10 protein-coding genes are annotated in these 16,334 nt (G+C 65.7%); 9 read left to right on the top strand and 1 reads right to left on the bottom strand.

Going from position 1 to position 16,334, the window contains the following annotated elements; translation table 11 throughout:
* Positions 1–23: 23 nt before the first annotated feature.
* Positions 24–659 carry a TetR/AcrR family transcriptional regulator gene (locus tag QRN59_RS07760; RefSeq protein ID WP_284981951.1) on the bottom strand — a complete coding sequence of 212 codons (636 nt, stop codon included), beginning with the start codon at positions 657–659 and terminating at the stop codon, positions 24–26.
* A 185-nt stretch (positions 660–844) separates the two neighbouring features.
* Between QRN59_RS07760 and QRN59_RS07755 the strand changes: the two genes are divergently transcribed.
* From QRN59_RS07755 to QRN59_RS07715, 9 genes are all read left to right on the top strand, one after another.
* The gene (locus QRN59_RS07755; protein WP_284981950.1) at positions 845–2,368 is read left to right on the top strand and encodes an ABC transporter substrate-binding protein; all 1,524 of its coding nucleotides are present in this window, start codon (positions 845–847) and stop codon (positions 2,366–2,368) included.
* 78 nt (positions 2,369–2,446) lie between these two features.
* Positions 2,447–3,388 (top strand): ABC transporter permease, encoded by a 942-nt coding sequence (locus QRN59_RS07750; protein WP_284981949.1) that lies wholly within the window; start codon positions 2,447–2,449, stop codon positions 3,386–3,388.
* Positions 3,385–5,232, top strand: a complete 1,848-nt coding sequence (locus QRN59_RS07745) for a dipeptide/oligopeptide/nickel ABC transporter permease/ATP-binding protein (protein WP_284981948.1) — start codon at positions 3,385–3,387, stop codon at positions 5,230–5,232. Before QRN59_RS07750 ends, QRN59_RS07745 begins: the two co-directional genes overlap by 4 nt.
* The gene (locus tag QRN59_RS07740; protein ID WP_284981947.1) at positions 5,229–6,089 is read left to right on the top strand and encodes an ATP-binding cassette domain-containing protein; all 861 of its coding nucleotides are present in this window, start codon (positions 5,229–5,231) and stop codon (positions 6,087–6,089) included. The genes QRN59_RS07745 and QRN59_RS07740 overlap by 4 nt, the downstream gene beginning before the upstream one ends.
* Positions 6,090–6,141: 52 nt before the next feature.
* A complete protein-coding gene (locus tag QRN59_RS07735; RefSeq protein ID WP_284981946.1) occupies positions 6,142–7,578 on the top strand; it encodes a GH1 family beta-glucosidase in 1,437 nt (478 codons plus the stop codon).
* Between the two features lie 41 nt (positions 7,579–7,619).
* Complete coding sequence (locus QRN59_RS07730; protein ID WP_284981967.1) at positions 7,620–10,091, top strand: beta-glucosidase; 2,472 nt, start codon at positions 7,620–7,622, stop codon at positions 10,089–10,091.
* The gene (locus QRN59_RS07725; RefSeq protein ID WP_284981945.1) at positions 10,088–11,617 is read left to right on the top strand and encodes a glycoside hydrolase family 43 protein; all 1,530 of its coding nucleotides are present in this window, start codon (positions 10,088–10,090) and stop codon (positions 11,615–11,617) included. Before QRN59_RS07730 ends, QRN59_RS07725 begins: the two co-directional genes overlap by 4 nt.
* A 46-nt stretch (positions 11,618–11,663) precedes the next feature.
* Positions 11,664–14,543 (top strand): family 78 glycoside hydrolase catalytic domain, encoded by a 2,880-nt coding sequence (locus QRN59_RS07720; RefSeq protein ID WP_284981944.1) that lies wholly within the window; start codon positions 11,664–11,666, stop codon positions 14,541–14,543.
* Positions 14,544–14,558: 15 nt separating this feature from the next.
* Complete coding sequence (locus tag QRN59_RS07715) at positions 14,559–16,331, top strand: DUF5605 domain-containing protein (RefSeq protein WP_284981943.1); 1,773 nt, start codon at positions 14,559–14,561, stop codon at positions 16,329–16,331.
* The last annotated feature ends 3 nt before the right edge of the window (positions 16,332–16,334 follow it).

Raw genomic sequence — 16,334 nt, 5'->3', positions numbered from 1 at the left:
ACAACTACTGAGAGCCAGTTGGGCTAGAAGCTTTCGGTCGTGACGGCGTTGAGGTAGGCCGCGACTTCGGATGGCATGTCGACGGATTCGCTATCGAGAAGCCACTGGACCTGCAATCCGTCCATGAGCGCGATCAGCTGCCGTGCGGCTGCGGCAGGCGCGATGCCCGGCCGTAGCTTGCCCTCGACCGCCATGTGCGAGAAGCCCTCGGTCAGCAAACGGCGTACCCGCTCGTACCGTTCCAGAAAGTATTTGTGGGCAGGGTGTCCGGGGTCGGTGGCTTCCGCGGACAGTACGCAGTACAGGGCCACGAGGCCTGGGATGGTGGTGTTGTGCCGCGTCAGGTCCACCATGGCGTGCAACAAGTCCGCTCCCTTGGCGTCCAAGGCCCCGGTGTAGATTGCGGACTCGTCGTCGCGGAAGGTCAGGAGCGCCTCAAGCAAGGCTTCCTTGCTGGGAAAGTGGTGCAGGAGCCCTGCTTGGGTCAGGCCTACCTTGTCCGCGACGTCCTTCAGTGAGCCTGAGCGGTAGCCCGAGGATGAAAAGACGTCGAAGGCGGCCTTCAGGATTTCCTGCCTCCGCGCCTCCGTCTTGGCATAAGTGCCGCGGCGCCCTCGACGCACCGTCTCGGGCGGGGTACCCCCCACGGTCTCTTTCATGGATCAACCCTAACAACGCCGATTTTGAATAAGTCCATCAATTGGTCAACCACTGTGCGCATCGTCACATTTCATAACGATTCAAAAAGTTCATCTAAAACCTAGTAGCCGCTAGGTTTTTGATGTTACGGTCTTTCCCAATGGCCGTCCATGGTGGACGCCACTGATCGTGAAAGGGACCAAAGATGTTCCGATCCAAGCGAATGGCCGCAGTCATTGCGGCTGTTGCCCTGGGGCTCACTGCTTGTGGTGGTGGCGGTGCCGCTGCCCCTCAGGACCAGTCCTCCCAAACCCTGACCTTGGGCGCGCTGTTGGCGCCCAAGACCTTCGCTGCAAACCAGTCCGAGTTCGCCAACCTGTCGCCGTTCTACCAGGCCGTGTACGACACCTTGATCCGGATGAAGCCGGATGGCTCGCTCGTGCCGATGCTGGCCAAAGACTGGAAGTACAACGCGGACAAGACCGTCCTGACGCTCACCTTGCGTGACGACGTCAAATTCACCGACGGCAACCCCTTCAACGCTGATGCCGCGAAGCAAAACCTTGAACGCTTCAAGGCAGGCACGTCGCCGGATGCACAATTCCTGGCAGCGCTGAAGACTGCCAAGGCCGTGGACGCAACCACGCTGGAACTGACCCTGTCCGCCCCGGACCCGGCGTTCCTGAACTACCTGTCCAAGGATGCGTCCTTCATGCAGAGCCCGGCGTCCTTCGGCAACGCGGACATCGCCACCAAACCCGTCGGCTCCGGCCCCTATGTGCTGGATACCGCGGCCACCGTGACCGGCACGTCCTACAGCTATCACCGCAACCCGAATTACTGGGACAAGAGCCTGGTGCACTACGACAACCTGGTCCTCAACGTCTACGGGGACCAGACCTCGCTGCTGAACGCCATCAAGTCCGGGCAGCTCAACGCCGCCAACACCGCTGACAACAACACGCTCACGGAGATCCAGGCTGCCGGATACAAGGTCAATCCACTCCAGCTGAACTGGGCAGGGCTCATCCTGTTTGACCGGGCCGGTACCACCAACCCCGCGCTGAAGGACGTCCGCGTCCGCCAGGCACTCAACTATGCCTTCGATACCAAGGCGATGCTGCAGTCAATCGGCCAGGGCTATGGCGAGCTGACCACCCAGGTGTTCCCGCCGTCGTCGGCTGCTTATGACAAGTCCCTGGATTCCCGCTATGCCTACAACCCCACCAAGGCCAAGGAACTGCTCGCCCAGGCCGGCTACGCCAGCGGGTTGACCCTGAAGCTGCCGTCCTCCGCGCTCATGGGCAACACGCTCCCGGCATTGATCACCCAGCAGCTCAAGGACGTCGGCATCACGGCGGAGTTCACGGACACTGGCAACAACTTCATCGCCGACCTCTTGGCGCCGAAGTATGGCGTGAGCTACATGATCCTGGAGCAGCAGTCCGACTGGCAGCTGATCAACATGAAGATCTCCCCGACCGCACCCTGGAACCCGTACAAGTACGAGGACCCGAAGGTGGACGAGCTGATCAACAAGATCCACGTCGGCTCGACAGATGAGCAGACGGCCGCTGCGAAGGAACTGAACAAGTACATCGTGGAGCAGGCTTGGTTCGCTCCGTGGTACCGCCCGCAGTCCAGCTTCGTCAGCGACGCCAAGACCAAGGTCGAGGTCCAGACGGGTAACGCCTACCCGTTCATTTGGTCCTTCTCTCCCGCCTCCTAGCGGACAGCTGCCGGGACCGGACCGCTTGACGCAGGCCTGGTCCCGGCGGCCCCAGGAACCTTCCCCTAAGGAACTTTGATGTACCGTTTCGTGCTGCGGCGCCTGCTCTCGGGCGTCCTCCTGCTGTTCGTCATTACAACGGTCGCCTACTTGCTGCTGTACGCGGGCGGCGGCGACATCGCCCGCCGCATTGTGGGCCCCACAGCCAGCCAGGCCCAGGTGACACTGAAGGCCTCCCAGCTAGGCCTGAACCGCCCTCTCGTGGTCCAGTACTGGGATTGGCTCACCCACGCCCTCACTGGTGACCTTGGACGCTCGTGGTTCAACGGCCAGTTGGTCGCCACCGGCGTCACGAGCCGGCTATCCGTGACCCTCTCCCTGGTGTTGGGCGCCACCATCATCGCCGCCGTGATCTCGGTAGTCATAGCCGTCCTGGCCGCGGTGCGCCGGGGCTGGGTGGACCGTGTGGTCCAGTTCGTGGGCGTTCTGGGCTTCGCGATTCCCGGCTTCCTTATCGCCTTGGGACTCGTGTCGCTGTTTGCTTTGAACCTCAAGTGGTTCAAGGCCACCGGTTATGTACCGATTACGACGTCGTTCGGCGGCTGGGCGGCCACGGTCACCCTTCCGATCATCGCCCTTTCGATCGGTTGCATCGCCTCGGTGGTCCAGCAGGTCCGGGGATCCCTGATTGATGCCCTCCGCCAGGATTATGTCCGCACGCTCCGTGCCCGCGGCCTCACCTTCAACCGGGTGGTGTACAGGCACGTGCTGCGCAACGCGGGTGGTCCTGCCCTGGCAGTCCTCGCGGTCCAGTTCATTGGCCTGCTCGGCGGTGCCGTGATCGTTGAACAGATCTTCGCCCTGCCCGGCCTCGGGCAGATTGCAGTTGCCGCCACCAGCCAGGGGGACATCCCGGTGGTGATGGGCGTCGTCGTCGCCACCGCAGCCATCGTGGTGATCGTCAACCTCATCATCGACCTCGCCCAAGGCTGGCTCAACCCGAAAGTTCGGCTGTCATGATCGACACTTCCATCGCACTGCCGACCCAGGCAGACAAAGTCTCCTTGTTCCGCAAACTCCTCACGAACCCCACCGGCGCCGCTTCCATGCTGGTCCTCGCGCTCGTGGCGTTGGCCGCGGTGCTGGCACCTGTACTCGCAACGCACGACCCCAGCCTGGCCAGCCTCCAGTCGGTCCTGGCCAAATCCAGCCCGGACCACGTGCTGGGTGCGGACAGTGCCGGGCGCGACGTCTTCAGCCGGCTGCTCTTCGCGGGCCAGTTCAGCCTGGCCGGGGCACTGCTGGCGCTCGTGGTTGCCGTCGCGATCGGCGTCACCGGCGGCCTGGTTGCCGGATACTACGGCGGCTGGTTCGATTCGATGTCCTCCTGGCTCACCGGCCTGCTGATGGCGATGCCCGGCATCGTCATCCTGCTGGCTGCGAGGGCAGTCGTCGGACCATCGATGTGGTTGTCCATGATGATCTTCGGCGTCCTGCTTTCCCCCGCCTACTTCCGGCTGGTCTACGCCTGCGTGACGGCGGTGCGCAACGAACTCTACGTCGACGCGGCACGGGTCTCCGGGCTCAGCGATTTCCGGATCATCGGCCGCCACATCCTCACCGTGGTGCGCGCACCCGTCATCATCCAGTCCGCCATGGTCCTTGGCATCGCCATCGCCATCCAGGCCGGCCTGGAATTCCTTGGCCTGGGCGACCTGAACATCCCCACGTGGGGGAGCATGCTCAACGACGGCTTCATCAACCTCTACAAGGCACCCACCCTTGTACTGTGGCCAAGCCTCGTCCTCGGCGTCGTCTGCATCGCGCTGACCCTGCTGGCCAATGCGATGCGCGACGAACTCGAGCGCAGCCGCGGGCCGGTCAAGCGCCGCCGCAAGGGGGCCGCCGCCGTCGATTCCGCTGAAGCCGCCGCCAAGCGCGGCGAGCCTGCAGTGGTGCATCCCGAGGCGCCCGCCGGTGAAGACAACACCGTCGGTGAGATCCTTCTGGCGGTGACCGACCTGGGCGTCGGCTACGACCAGCCCGACGGTTCCACCACCCACGTGGTGAACCACGTGGGCCTCACGGTCCGCCGCGGAGAAGTCCATGGGCTCGTGGGCGAGTCCGGCTCGGGCAAGACCCAGACCGCCTTCTCCATCCTTAGGCTCCTGCCGCAGGGCGGACGAGTCACCGGCGGCTCGATCATCTTCGACGGCACGGACCTGGCCCGCCTCTCAGAAAAGGACATGACGAAGGTCCGCGGCAAGCGCATCGCCTACATCCCGCAGGAACCCATGAGCAACCTGGACGCCGCCTTCACCATCGGCAGCCAGCTCATGGAACCCATGCGGGTATGCCTAGGCATCTCCAAGGCGGAAGCCCGGAAGCGGGCACTGGCCCTCCTGGCCAAAGTCGGGATTCCGAACCCCCAACGGACCTTCAACGCCTACCCGCATGAGATCTCCGGAGGCATGGCCCAACGAGTGCTGATCGCCGGTGCGGTCTCCTGCGAGCCGGACCTGCTGATCGCGGACGAGCCCACCACGGCACTGGACGTCACCGTGCAGGCCGAAGTGCTCGACCTGCTGCGCGAACTCCAGGACGAGCTGAAAATGGGCGTCATCCTGGTGACCCACAACTTCGGTGTCGTGGCCGACCTGTGCGACCGCGTGACCGTGATGCAGACGGGCCGCGTCGTGGAAACCGGACCCGTCCGGACCATCTTCAAGAACGCCCGCCACCCCTATACAAAGCGGCTGCTGGAAGCGATCCTCGAGGACGCGCCACCGCGTGGCCCCCTGAGCACCGGTGCCCCCCTCGCGAGCAGTGCACCGCTCACCAGCCTGACAGGAGTGAAGCCATGACCGAAACACTGCTCGACGTCCGGGACGTCGTCGTCGAATATCCCCTCAAGGGCTTCCGGAGGGAACCGTTCAAGGCCCTCAAGGGCGTTTCCCTGGACATCCGCCCTGGCGAGACCGTGGGCCTGGTGGGGGAGTCGGGCTCCGGCAAGACAACGCTGGGCCGCGCAGTGCTGGGGCTCGCCCCGGTCACCGGTGGAAGCATCAAATACCGCGGCCAGGAAATCTCCAAAGCCACCCGCGCCCAGCGCAAGCAGCTCAGCCACGAGATCCAAGTGGTGTTCCAGGACCCGTACACCTCGCTCAACCCGTCCATGACCATCGAGCAGATCCTCACCGAGCCGCTCACGGTCCGGAAAGTGGAACGCCAGACGGCCAACAAGCGCGTCGCCGAGCTGCTGGACCAGGTCCGGTTGCCGCACGGCGCCGCCCACCGGCTGCCGCGCGAGTTCTCGGGCGGGCAGCGCCAACGCATCGCCATCGCCCGGGCACTGGCGCTGGACCCGAAACTGATCGTGTGCGACGAACCCGTCTCAGCACTGGACCTCTCCACCCAAGCCACGGTGCTGGACCTTTTCATCGAGATCCAGGAACGCAGCGGCGTCGCCTACCTCTTCGTTTCCCACGACCTCGCGGTGGTCCGCCACCTCAGCCACCGCGTCGCCGTGATGTATCACGGCGAAATCGTGGAATGGGGCGACGGCGAGCAAGTCACCGGAGAACCGGAGCATCCCTACACCCAGCGACTCTTCATGGCCGCCCCGGTCCCAGACCCGGACCGGCAAGCCCAACGCCGGGCCGACCGCCTGCGATTGCTGGACATCCAGCACCAGCAGAACGTCCAAGCCGGCGTGGCCTGACCCGCCGCAAGCCCCACTCTAAAACCAGCACAGACACACGAAAGGCGAGCCCATGACGCAGCCGCCACTGTCCGCGAGCCCGGAACTCTCCCCAGCCGCCGCTTTTCCCGCCGACTTCGCCTGGGGCGTGGCCACGGCGGCCTACCAGATCGAAGGAGCGGTCAAGGAGGGCGGCCGGGGCCAGAGCATCTGGGACACCTTCTCCCACCAGCCGGGCACCACCATCCACGGAGACAACGGGGACATCGCCTGCGACCACTTCCATCGCTGGGAAGCGGATCTTGACCTCATGGCTGAGCTGGGCATCCCGTCCTACCGGCTCTCCTTGTCCTGGTCCCGGCTGCAGCCCACCGGTGTCGGTCCGCTCAACCCCGAAGGCGTGCGCTTCTACCGTGAGCTGCTGGCGGGCTGCGCCGCCCGCGGCATCACTCCGTACGTGACGCTCTACCACTGGGACTTGCCGCAAGCACAGCAGGACGACGGCGGCTGGCCGGCCCGGCACACCGCCTACCGTTTCGGGGAGTACGCCGGACTCGTGGCCGAGGCCCTGGGCGACCTTGCCGAGCACTGGATCACCATCAACGAGCCGATGTGTGCGGCCTTCCTTGGTCACTCCTGGGGAATGCAGGCCCCGGGCTTCAAGGACGACCGCCTCGCCGTGCGTGCAGCCCACCACCTACTCCTGGCCCACGGCCTGGCGCTGGCCGAATTCCGTGCCCGCCGCCCTGAGGCCAAGGTGGGCATCACCAATATCATCGGCAACCTCAACCCGGCCAGCGATTCCGAAGCCGACCGCAAGGCTACGGAATACTGGGACGCCGTCAGTAACCGGATCTTCCTGGACCCTGTCTACAGAGGGCGCTACGCCGAGTCCACCATTGCGGCCTACGGCCAGTACGGACTGACGGCCACCGGCGAGGGGGCCGCGGCAGAAGACCTGGTCCAGCCCGACGACTTGGCCATCATCTCGGCGCCTGGTGACTTCGCAGGCATCAACCACTACACCAACATGCTGGTTTCCGCGGACGAATCAGCCCCGGGAGGGGCAAGCTGGACGCACGTGGCGCCGGCGCCGTCGTCGTTCGGTTGGTCCAACACGCCAGGGGCACTCAAGGCGGTACTCAAACGGGTCGCCGCAGAATACACCTCCCTTCCGCTGTACGTCACGGAAAACGGCGCCACATTCCACGACTACGTGGATCCGAACGGCGAGGTTCGCGACCCCGAACGCATCGACTACCTTCGCGGCTACATTTCCGCCGTAGGAGAGACGATCGCCGGCGGCGTGGACGTTCGCGGCTACTTCGCGTGGTCCTTCATGGACAACTTCGAATGGGCCGAGGGCTACGACAAGCGCTTCGGCCTGGTCTACGTGGACTACGGCACCCAGGCCCGCATCCCCAAGTGGAGCGCGTACTGGTACCGGGACATCATTGCCGCCCAACGCGAAGCCGCCGGGGCCGCAGTCACCACGAGTGCCACCGCATGAGCATCGACATTTCATCCCTCAAGACAGACAAGAAAGCCACCATGGACCTCCTCACCGACCAGACCATCGACCAACGCCTCGAGTCCCTCTTGGACCGGCTGAGCCTGGAGGAGAAGGTGCGGTTGCTGACGGGCCGGGATTTTTGGACGACCTGGCCGGTGGAGAAGATCGGGCTGCGCCGGATGCTGTTCTCGGACGGGCCTACGGGGGTGCGTGGTGAGGTTTGGGATGAGCGGCAGCCGTCAATGAACTTCCCGTCCGCGACGGCGATCAGTTCGTCCTGGGATCCTGCCATGGCGGACCGTTTGGGGGCTGCTTCGGCGGTCGAGGCCCGGCGCAAGGGTGTCGACGTCGTGCTGGGCCCGACCATCAACCTGCACCGTTCCCCGCTGGGTGGCCGGCATTTCGAGGCGTTCAGCGAGGACCCGGTCCTGACCGGTGAACTTGCGGCGGCGTATGTGGCCGGGGTCCAGCGCAACGGCGTCGGTGCCACCCCGAAGCATTACGTGGCCAACGACTCCGAAACGGACCGGTTCACCGTGGATGTTCTGGTCGACGAACGCCCTTTGCGGGAGCTGTATCTGCTGGCGTTCGAGAAGGCCATCGTGGACTCGAAGGCGTGGCTGGTGATGAGCGCGTACAACTCGGTCAACGGTGCCACGGCCACCGAAAACGATCTGCTGGAATCTCCGCTGAACACCGAGTGGGGTTTTGACGGCGTGGTGATCAGCGACTGGACCGCGGTGCGCAGCGTGGAGAGCGCGAAGCATTCCCAGGATCTGGTGATGCCGGGTCCGGACGGGCCGTGGGGTCCGGCGCTCGTGCTGGCGGTGAAGTGCGGCACGGTTTCGGAGGCCGCGGTTGACCGGAAGGTGCTGCGGATCCTGCAGCTGGCCGCCCGGGTGGGCGCCTTGGAGGGCTTCGAACCCGCGGCCGCGGAGCCGGTGGACCACGAGGACCCGCTCGCGTTTGCGAGGGAGGCCTCCGTGGCCGGGACGGTGATGGTGAAGAACGACGGCGTGCTGCCGCTGGCTCCGGCCTCTGTCACCAGCGTGGCGGTGATCGGGCACAATGCCCGCCATGCCAGGACACAGGGCGGCGGTTCCGCGACCGTGGTCCCGGAAAAGATCGTCACCCCGCTGGACGGGATCCGTACCGCGTTCGGCCCGGAGAACGTCAGCTACAACGTGGGCGCGGTGGTGCAGGAAGGCATCGCCGAACTGCCCCTGGAACAGCTCAGGAACCCGGTTACCGGCGGGCCGGGGCTGCGGGTGCGTTTCTTTGCCTCCACAGGCAAGGAACTCTTCTCGGAGGACCGCCTCTCCACTGCGCTGGTCTGGTTCGGCGGGGACGCCCCCATCGCGGAGTCCTCCATGGTCCAGTTCCACACCCACTACACGCCCGAGGAAACCGGCACCATCCGCATCGGCTTCTCCACCGTGGGGCATGGGCGGATCTTCGTGGACGGCGTCTTGGCGCATGAGGCTTCCATCGAGGCCACAGGCACTGACCTGGGCGCTGCTTTCCTGGCCCCGCCCTCGGCCTCCGTCCCGGTCCGGGCGACCGCAGGTGTTCCGCTGGAAGTGACGGTCGAACTGGACCTCGCGGGCCGCACCGGGTCCCTGTCCAACGCCCTGGCCGTGACCATCGGGCTCGAAGCGGACGGCACCGATCCGGAGACCCTGATCAACGACGCCGTTGAGGCGGCCCGGGCGGCCCAGGTCGCCGTCGTCGTGGTCGGCACGAACTCCCGCGTCGAATCCGAAGGCTACGACCGCACCACCCTGGAGCTTCCGGGCCTGCAGGACCGCCTGGTCCACGCCGTCGCCGCGGCCAACCCGCACACCATCGTGATCGTCAACTCCGGGTCCCCGGTGCTGCTGCCTTGGCGGGACGAGGTGGCCGCGACCCTCATCGGGTACTTCGGCGGGCAGGAATTCGGCACAGCCCTCGCCGACATCCTCACCGGCGCCGCAGAACCCGGCGGCCGGCTTCCGACCACCTGGCCCGCAACCCAGGAAGACGTGCCGGTCATCAACACCACCCCGGACGCCGACGGAAAGCTGGAATACGAAGAAGGCATCCACATCGGCTACCGGGCCTGGCTTAGGGAAGGGACTGAGCCGGCCTACGAATTCGGGCACGGACTCGGCTACACCGAATGGACCCTTGACTCTGTTGACGCTCCTGCGATCACGGTGCCCGGCGCCGTCGTGCCCCTGACCGTGACGCTGTCCAACACCGGCAACCGCCCCGGCAAGCAAGTGGTGCAGCTCTACGCCGAACGGCCCGGCTCGGCCGTGGACCGTCCGGTCCGCTGGCTCGTCGCCTCCGCCCCCGTATGGGCTGGACCCGGCGAGACACTCACCGTGGTCATCAACATCCCAACTCGCCTCCTGGCCTACTGGGACAACGGCTGGACGTACGAACCAGGGGACTACCGCTTGCGCATCGGCACCTCAGTCAGCGAGCTTCCGCTCGAAACCGTTCTCACCCTTGGAGGCGCTGCATGAACTTCCCTAACCCACTGATTCCGGGCTTCAACCCAGATCCAAGCATCGTCAAGGTCGGCGAGGACTACTATCTGGCGACCTCCACGTTCGAATACCTCCCCGGCATTCCGATCTACCACAGCACCGACCTGGTCAACTGGGACCGGATCGGCCACGTGGTGGACCGGGAAGGGCAGCTCGACTCAAAGGACGTGCCCACCCTTGGCGGCGCTTGGGCACCCACCATCCGGTTCCACGACGGCCTGTTCTACGTCGCCGTCACCGATGCCATGGCGCGGGGGACCCTGGTGTTCACTGCCAAGGATCCTGCCGGCCCGTGGAGCGACGGGCTCGTCATTGAGGGCGTCATCGGGATCGACCAGGACCTTGCCTGGGACGAGGACGGCACCGCCTACATGACGTACTCGGGACTCGACACCGTCACCGGGAACATCGGAGAGCACGGCGGCATCCTCCAGGTCCGCGTGGATCTCGAAGCCGGCAAGGCCCTGGAGGAACCCCGCAGCGTGTGGTCCGGCACCGGCCTGATGTTCCCCGAGGCACCGCACCTGTACCGACATGGCGACTACTGGTACCTCATGATCGCCGAGGGCGGCACCGAGCGCGGACACTGCGTCAGCATTGCCCGCGGAACGTCGCCGGCCGGTCCATTCGAGGGCAACCCCGCCAACCCCATCCTGAGTGCCCGGAGCACCGAGCGCCCCATCCAGAACACCGGCCACGGCGACCTGGTGCAAACACCCGACGGCGGCTGGGCCATGGTGCTGCTGGGCATGCGGCCCAAGGGCATGACCCGGGCCTTCTCCGCCTTGGGCAGGGAAACCTTCATCACCCCGGTCACGTGGGAGGACGGCTGGCCCGTCGTCGAACCGGTCATCCTCAACCCGCGCCCCGGCGGTGGCGAGTTCGAGGACAACTTTGCGGACGCCGAGCTCGACGGCGGCTGGATCGCCGTCCGGCGATTCCCCGGCACGTTCGCCTCCGCCGAGAAGAACCCCGGGCGCCTCACCCTCGTCAGCGACGGTACCGGCCTGGATGATTCCAGGCCTTCCTTCCTGGGGCGCCGCCAGCGCTACCAGGTGGAGACCGTCTCGGCTCTGGTGGACACGGGAGCTCCCGAGGAGCTTGACCCCCTTGCCGGGAAGGGGAATGCCGGCGGCCTTGCGGTCCGCTACGACGAGGCACATCACTATTCGATCGAACTGAACGGGACCACCCTCACAGCAAGGGCCCGGATTTCCTCGATCGAACAGAGTTGGACGCGACAGGTTCCTCCTGGGTCGCTGGAACTTCGCATCGAAACCCGCCAGCCGGATTCGGGCATCGGCTTCGGGCACCTGAGCTCGGACACCATCGCCCTCCAAGCGGTCGTCGACGGCGAACTGCTCACTTTGGCGGAACTGGACGGCCGGTATCTCTCGGCAGAAACCGCGGCCTCCTTTACGGGAAGGGTTGCCGGCGTCTTCGCGAGCCGCGGCACGGTCACGTTCGACTGGTTCCGCAGCGAAGGCCGCGAACCACAGTAGGAATTCCAGCGCCCGCCCACCCCACGTTCTTCCGAAAGGCCCCTTCGTGACATCAACTTCCGTGGCACCCCAGCCACCCGGTCTCCGCCACGCTTCGGTTATCCGGTTCAGCGCCGAGTACCGCACTGATACCGCCTTCGTGGCCAATCCGCGGCCCCGGCTCAGCTGGGTCGTCGCCACGGACAGCACGGATTGGCAGCAGGCGCACGCCGAGCTGCGGTTGACCCGTAGTGGAACCGCGGAATCAACAGTGCTCGAAGGCACTGACTCAGTGCTGGTGGGGTGGCCCTTCGGGGCCATCGCCGCTGGCGAGCAGGTGGCAGTCGAGGTGCGCGTCACAGGGAACGACGGCGGCACCACCGCTTGGAGCGAACCCCTGACCTTGGCGGGCGGTTACCTTGAAGGGCAGTGGCAAGCCGAGGCGATCGGCCTGCCCGCCGTCGCCGGAATGGAGATTTCGCTCGGACAGCCTGGCCAGTTGCGGTACGAATTCACGGTGGGTCCGGGCTTGGCCAAAGCCACCTTGTTCGCCACCGCGCACGGCGTCTACCAGGCCGAAATCAACGGCTCAGAAGTGGATGATCAGGTTCTCAAACCGGGGTGGACGGCCTACGCTGACCGCCTCAACCACGAAACCACCGACGTCACCTCGCTCCTCCAACCGGGGGCCAACGCCATTGGTGTGTGGCTCGCGGGAGGGTGGTACACCGAAAAGTATGGCTTCCACGGCTTCGCCAAACCGTTCTACGGCGGGCAGCCAGCCGTCAAAGTGGAACTGCGTCTCGAATACGCAGTCGGTACACGGCAAACCGTGGCCAGCGGCCCGGACTGGCGGGGCACCACGGCGGGCCCACTCGTTTCCAGCGGCATCTATGCGGGGGAAGCCTTCGATGCGCGGCGCCTGGAGGCCGGCTGGTCATCGCCGGGCTTCGACGACTCGCACTGGCTTCCTGCTTCCCTGGACTCCGGATCCTGGGCTGAAGCAACGCCCGCCGTGGCGCCTCCAGTCCGTCGGATCGAAGAACTGCCTGTCAGGGAAGTCCTGACCACGCCTTCCGGCGCCACCGTCCTGGACTTCGGCCAGAACCTGGTAGGACGCCTGCGGATCAGGGTAAGCGGCGATGCAGGACATAGAATCACGCTCCGCCATGCTGAGGTCCTGGAGGATGGTGAACTGTCCCTTCGTCCGTTGCGGCAGGCCTCCGCCACGGACGGCTATACGCTCGCCGGGGCCGTTGAAGAAGAATGGGAGCCCCGCTTCACGTTCCATGGGTTCCGCTACGCCCAGGTGGAAAACTGGCCCGGCGAGCTGGACCCGGCGGCGATCACCGCCGTCGTCATCCACAACGACATGCGCCGCACCGGCTGGTTCGACTGTTCGGACCCGATGTTGAACCGACTGCACGAGAATGCCCTGTGGGGAATGCGCGGCAACTTCCTGGCGCTGCCCACCGACTGCCCGCAGCGGGACGAGCGCCTTGGCTGGACCGGAGACATCCAGGTGTTCAGCCCCACGGCCAGCTACCTCTACGACTCCTTGGGGTTCCTCAGTTCCTGGCTGCAGGATCTCGCCATAGAGCAAAGCCACCGCAACGGCGTGGTGCCCATTGTCGTTCCGGCGGTGCTCGGCATGCTGGAATCGCCCGTGGCCGCCTGGGGTGACGCTGCCACCGTGGTTCCGTGGGTGCTCTATGAACGCTTCGGTGACAGTGGACTGCTGCGCCGGCAGTACCCAAGCATGTGCGATTGGGCCGATGCGTTGCTCCGCGTCCGGGACAGTTCGGGGTTGTGGCAGGGCCAGATGCAGCTGGGCGACTGGCTGGACCCGGCAGCCCCGCCGGACAAGCCCGGCGCCGCCCGCACCCATGGCGACATCGTGGCCAGCGCCTACCTTTTCCGTTCCCTCGACCTCACGGCAAAGGCCGCAGCCGTGTTGGGCGCCGACGACGACCGCGGCAAATACTCAACTCTCGCCGAAGACGTGCGCAGCGCGTTCCTCTCTGAGTACGTCACGCCCTCGGGCCGCATGGTCTCCGATGCGCAGACGGCTTACTCGCTGGCACTCATGTTCGGGATCAGCACGGATCCCGTCCAGCGCCAGGCACTTGGTGACCGGCTCGCGGAACTCGCCCGGTTGGGCGGCTACAGGATCGCCACCGGGTTCGTCGGCACACCGCTCATTGCGGACGCCTTGACAGTCACCGGGCACGTGGACGCTGCAGAGCGCTTGCTCACCCAGACCGAGTGCCCGTCCTGGCTTTACCCGGTCACCCAGGGCGCCACCACCATTTGGGAACGCTGGGACTCCATCCTGGAGGACGGCAGCATCAACCCCGGCGAAATGACCTCCTTCAACCACTACGCGCTCGGCGCCATTGCCGACTGGATGCACCGGACCGTTGCGGGTCTGGCTCCGGCGGAGCCCGGCTACCGGAAACAGCACCTCGCACCGCGTCCGCTCCGTAGCCTGCAGCATGCCAGCACCTCGCACGAGACCCCCTACGGAGTGGCCAGCGTGGCCTGGAAGCGTTCCGGCGAGCGAATCCTTGTGGAAGCAGTCGTGCCCCCGGGGACCAGCGCCGTCGTTTCTTTGCCGGACGGATCCGAAGAGTTCGAGGTGGGATCCGGCCGGTACGCCTGGACCGTTCCCGACGCCGGGCCTGCCGCGGCGCCCGGTGCCGCGTCCCTGGACTCGCCCCTGTCCGCCATCATGGACGATCCCGAGGCCTACGCGGCCGTTTGGCAGGCCATCGACGCGCACGATCCCGCCGCGGCCACCCAATTCCGCAAGGACACAGTCTGGTACCGCCAGACATCACTGAATCAGGGGCTGATCTTCACGCCAGCGCCCATCAAGGAAGACATCGGCTCCGCATTGTCGGCACTGAGCGGCACACGCGCTGCCGTCCCGTCCACGAAACCCTGAAACGAGAAGGCAAAGATGACCACGTTCACCGCTGAAAGCCCCCTGTACTTCGTGATGCGGCACGCCGAAGGCAACCGCATCCTGAGCGAACGCGTCCCCACGCTTGTCAACAGCCCTGCGCTGCACACGCTCTACTTCCACGAGGTGGGCACCATCCTGGGAACCGAAGACGCCCTGCGGGGGAAGCCCGAGGAAACCGCGGAAATCCTGCGCCTCCTGGGCGAGTTGGAGCCCGAGGATCTCGTAGCCCGGCGCGCCTCGGAGGCGGCGGCTGATCTTCCCGCCCCGGCGGGGGACTATGAGCCTGCCTCCGTGGTGTGCGGCAGTGCGGTTGCCGCATACCCGACGACGGCGGCCGTCCGGGAGCGCTTCGAACTCACCTTCGCCGGACCCTCGCACAGCAACCCGTTCACTGACGTCGAACTCCGGGCCGTGTTCACTTCTCCGTCCGGCGACGTGCTCAGTGTGCCCGGTTTCTACGACGGCGACGGCCTGTACCGCGTTCGGTTGTTGCTGCCGGAGGCAGGGGCGTGGTCGTTCGCGACCGCCAGCAACGCGCGTTCGCTCGATGGTGTCACCGGGGCATTCACGGCGCGCGAGGCGGTTGCCGGGGCCAAGGGCGTGGTTCGCGTGTCCAAGACCTTCCACTTCGCTTACGAAAACGGCACCCCGTACCTGCCCATCGGCACCACGTCCTACGCCTGGACCCATCAGGGCGACGCCTTGGAAAAGCAAACCCTCGACACACTCGCCGCAGGGCCGTTCAACAAGATGCGAATGTGCGTTTTCCCGAAGTCCTACCTGTTCAACGAGAACGAACCCGAGTTTTATCCGTTTGAAGGATCCCTGTCTGGCGGCTTCGATTACGAGCGGCCCAATCCGCAGTTCTACAGGCACTTGGAACGGCGGATCGGGCAGCTGGAGGAGCTCGGTATCGAAGCGGACCTGATCCTGTTCCACGCCTATGACCGTTGGGGATTCTCCACGATGAGCCCGGGCCAGGATGACCGCTACCTGAAGTATGTCGTGGCCCGGCTGGCTTCGCACCGGAATATCTGGTGGTCCCTGGCCAACGAGTACGATCTCCTGTTCCGCAAGACCACCGAGGACTGGGAGCGCTTCGCGGGCATCGTCCAGGCCAACGATCCCAACGGGCACCTGCTGTCGATCCACAATTGCCATGCGTTCTACGACTACTCCCGGCCGTGGATCACGCACAGCAGCATCCAGCGCCAGGACGTGCACAAGACGGCCGAATTCACCGTGGAATGGCGGGACCGCTGGCAGAAACCGGTGGTGATCGACGAGTGCGCCTACGAGGGCAACATCGACCAGGGCTGGGGCAACATCACCGGCGAGGAAATGACCCGGCGGTTCTGGGAAGGGGCCGTCCGGGGTGGCTACGTGGGCCACGGCGAAACGTACATGCATCCGGCGGACGTGCTGTGGTGGGCCAAGGGCGGCGAATTCCATGGCAGCAGCCCGGATCGGATCGCCTTCCTGCGCCGCATCCTCGAGGAGACCCCGGGCGGATTCCTCGAGCCGCTGCCCAGCGCCTGGGACGTCCCGACCGCCGGCATCCGGCACGAGCACGAGCTCAGCTATTTCGGTTTCAACCAGCCCACGTACCGGAACTTCGTGATGCCGGCCGGCCGCCGCTACGAGGTTGACATCATCGACACCTGGAACATGACCATTGAAACCTTGCCGGACGCAATGGAAGGACGCTTCCGCCTGGAGCTCCCCGGCCGCCAGTTCATGGCAGTCAGGCTCCGCGCCGTCGGCTGAGGC

The sequence above is a fragment of the Arthrobacter sp. efr-133-TYG-118 genome, from assembly GCF_030209755.1.
Taxonomy (GTDB): domain Bacteria; phylum Actinomycetota; class Actinomycetes; order Actinomycetales; family Micrococcaceae; genus Arthrobacter.
The sequence above is the reverse complement of the archived record's forward strand: the minus strand, read 5'-3'. Positions and strand labels throughout refer to the sequence as shown.

Bases quoted from the DNA above. Each gene is read 5' to 3' on its own strand.
- QRN59_RS07760 (WP_284981951.1), bottom strand. From the start codon at position 659: ATGAAAGAGACCGTGGGGGGTACCCCGCCCGAGACGGTGCGTCGAGGG.
- QRN59_RS07755 (WP_284981950.1), top strand. From the start codon at position 845: ATGTTCCGATCCAAGCGAATGGCCGCAGTCATTGCGGCTGTTGCCCTG.
- QRN59_RS07750 (WP_284981949.1), top strand. From the start codon at position 2,447: ATGTACCGTTTCGTGCTGCGGCGCCTGCTCTCGGGCGTCCTCCTGCTG.
- QRN59_RS07745 (WP_284981948.1), top strand. From the start codon at position 3,385: ATGATCGACACTTCCATCGCACTGCCGACCCAGGCAGACAAAGTCTCC.
- QRN59_RS07740 (WP_284981947.1), top strand. From the start codon at position 5,229: ATGACCGAAACACTGCTCGACGTCCGGGACGTCGTCGTCGAATATCCC.
- QRN59_RS07735 (WP_284981946.1), top strand. From the start codon at position 6,142: ATGACGCAGCCGCCACTGTCCGCGAGCCCGGAACTCTCCCCAGCCGCC.
- QRN59_RS07730 (WP_284981967.1), top strand. From the start codon at position 7,620: ATGGACCTCCTCACCGACCAGACCATCGACCAACGCCTCGAGTCCCTC.
- QRN59_RS07725 (WP_284981945.1), top strand. From the start codon at position 10,088: ATGAACTTCCCTAACCCACTGATTCCGGGCTTCAACCCAGATCCAAGC.
- QRN59_RS07715 (WP_284981943.1), top strand. From the start codon at position 14,559: ATGACCACGTTCACCGCTGAAAGCCCCCTGTACTTCGTGATGCGGCAC.